Genomic DNA, 2,157 nt, shown 5'->3' with positions numbered 1-2,157 from the left:
AATCAGTGCCCTGCGCTGGGGTGCGAGCAGTCCTGCGTCCGTCACAAGCCCATCCCTGATCGTCTGTGTGCCGACTCCACCATGAACGTCATGGTCAACGCACGAAAAGCATCACAATTCAACAAATCCAGATTACCGCAAGGCCGGGCATCGTGGCCCGGCCGTCCGGCGCGGACCTCGTGAACCGATCCGGCCGGCACCCGGCGCGGGCATCGCGCTGAAGCAGCGTGGTGCAAGGAATCCCTCGGCACCGAACACGCGCCTGCTGTCGTCCTGGATCTGCGGCGGCATCGCGGTCTCCACCAAGGTGATCACGGACCCGCCGAATCCGCCTCCGGCCATGCGCGCACCCAGTGCGTCGGCACCGATGGCCGCCTCGACGACGAGGTCGGTCGGGCACTTCGCGCTGGAGGACCATCTCCCGGAGATCGCCCCGCTCGTGGCGGACTTCCTCGACCGCAACCGGGAGAAGGAGATCCGGGACAGCCCTTACGGCCTCCCCCGCGATAGGGAGTGGGCTCCCGACGCCCTGCGACTCCGCTCACTGATCCACTCCCCATCGCGGGGGAGGTCGTCAGGCCCTGTCCAGTTCCTGCGCGATACGGCGCGAGGGCCGGAACGTGTAGAGGTCGAGAATGTCGGGGGCGTCCGCGAGGCCGGGGCCGCCCGCCTCGACCCAGGTGACGATGTCGGCGACGGCATCCGGGTCGTTGACCAGCCCGAGCCAGACCGGGCGGCCACCCGCCCGCCTGCCCTCGGCCGACGGCTGCACGACCATCACATTGGCCTGCTCGCACGCGTCCAGACATTCGACGGCCCGCACCGTGGCGACCTCGCCGAGTGACCGGCGCAGTGTGGCGAGCTGTCCGGCATGGTCCACGTCCGGGATCTTCGGCGTACCGCAGCAGCAGCCGCGGCAGACGCTGATGGTGGGGCGGGGCGCGCCCTGGGCGGGCGCGGCGGCCTTGCGCGTGCGGCGGCTCATGCGGGAACGCTCCAGGTGGTGGCGCGGATGATCACCGTGGGACCCTATCGAGCACTCTCCGCAATCGAACACCTGCACCCCTCTCTCGGCGGCCGAGTGAACCGGTGAGGTAAGGTGGATGGCTGCGAAGGGGAGTAGCCCCGCAAACCGGTCGTCGACACACTGGAACCCCCGGGTTCCCGGTGGCCGGGCTCGTAGATCATTACGGGCGGGCGAGACCTTCGGTCAGGTATGACACGTCCACACCCTGTGGGCGCTGCGGTCATGCCGGGCCGAGTGGTCCTCCGAAAAGCCCGAGTGGCGCTTCGCGGAAAGGCCCGGGCCCGGCTCTCACAGAAAGCCACCCGGAATGCATCTCGACCCCCTGGCGATCGTCACCGCCTTCGGGCTGATCTTCCTCGCGGAACTCCCCGACAAGACCATGTTCGCGTCGCTGGCCATGGGCACGCGCATGCGGCCGCTCTACGTCTGGTTCGGCACCTCGTCCGCGTTCCTCGTGCATGTCGCGATCGCCGTCGGCGCGGGCGGTCTGATCGGGCTGCTGCCCGACTGGATAGTCAAGCTCGTCTCGGCCGCCCTCTTCGCGTTCGGCGCGTTCATGCTGCTGCGCGACGGGGGCGGCGACGGCGACGAGGAGAGCGAAACCAGGACCGTGACCGGCTTCTGGCCGGTCTACTCGACCGCGTTCATGGCGGTGTTCATCAGCGAATGGGGTGACCTCACCCAGATCACCACCGCCAACCTGGCCGCCAGCAACGGCACCTGGTCCACGGCCATCGGGTCCGCGGCCGCGCTGATGTCCGTCTCGGCGCTGGCGCTGGTCGCCGGGCGCTTCATCGCCAAGCGGGTGCCGCTCAAGACGGTGCAGCGCATCGGTGGCCTGTGCATGCTGGGGCTGGCGATCTGGTCGGTCGTCGAGATCTTTATGGCCTGAGCCGGTTCCGTAACGCAGCCACCACGAAGCCCGACGGCCGCCCCGTGCGCCCGCCGGGCTTCGGCGTGTCCGGAGCCCGGCACCAGGGCGTGTTTCGAAAGTAGCGTCGTCATCCCGTAGGGCGGGTCTGGCGGCGTCTGGTGCGTGCGATCGCAAGGCGGAGGGTCGCCCCGATACTGGGCGTATCGGGGCGAGCCCGACAACGCAGCGCGCGTGCGTGCCAGGCGTCGCCAGGCAG

Annotated in this window: 3 protein-coding genes; 1 reads left to right on the top strand and 2 read right to left on the bottom strand. The window is 69.3% G+C overall.

Annotated features, from left to right (window positions below):
* Window positions 1-132 precede the first annotated feature (132 nt).
* A complete protein-coding gene (locus AB0915_RS39050; RefSeq protein WP_366696139.1) occupies window positions 133-462 on the bottom strand; it encodes a hypothetical protein in 330 nt (109 codons plus the stop codon).
* Between the two features lie 112 nt (window positions 463-574).
* Complete coding sequence (locus AB0915_RS39045) at window positions 575-985, bottom strand: (2Fe-2S) ferredoxin domain-containing protein (RefSeq protein ID WP_366696137.1); 411 nt, start codon at window positions 983-985, stop codon at window positions 575-577.
* A gap of 349 nt (window positions 986-1,334) precedes the next feature.
* On the opposite strand from AB0915_RS39045, the gene AB0915_RS39040 reads away from it, so the two are divergent.
* Entirely contained in the window at window positions 1,335-1,919 is a 585-nt protein-coding gene (locus tag AB0915_RS39040; protein WP_366696135.1) for a TMEM165/GDT1 family protein, read from the top strand.
* Window positions 1,920-2,157: the final 238 nt, after the last annotated feature.

Origin of the sequence: Streptomyces sp. NPDC048411, assembly GCF_040704695.1 — a bacterium.
Taxonomy (GTDB): Bacteria; Actinomycetota; Actinomycetes; order Streptomycetales; family Streptomycetaceae; genus Streptomyces.
This window is presented reverse-complemented; position numbering and strand designations above follow the sequence as displayed.

What these genes read in the sequence shown, in the direction of transcription:
- AB0915_RS39045 (WP_366696137.1), bottom strand. Translation starts at nt 985, where the DNA reads ATGAGCCGCCGCACGCGCAAGGCCGCCGCGCCCGCCCAGGGCGCGCCC.
- AB0915_RS39040 (WP_366696135.1), top strand. Translation starts at nt 1,335, where the DNA reads ATGCATCTCGACCCCCTGGCGATCGTCACCGCCTTCGGGCTGATCTTC.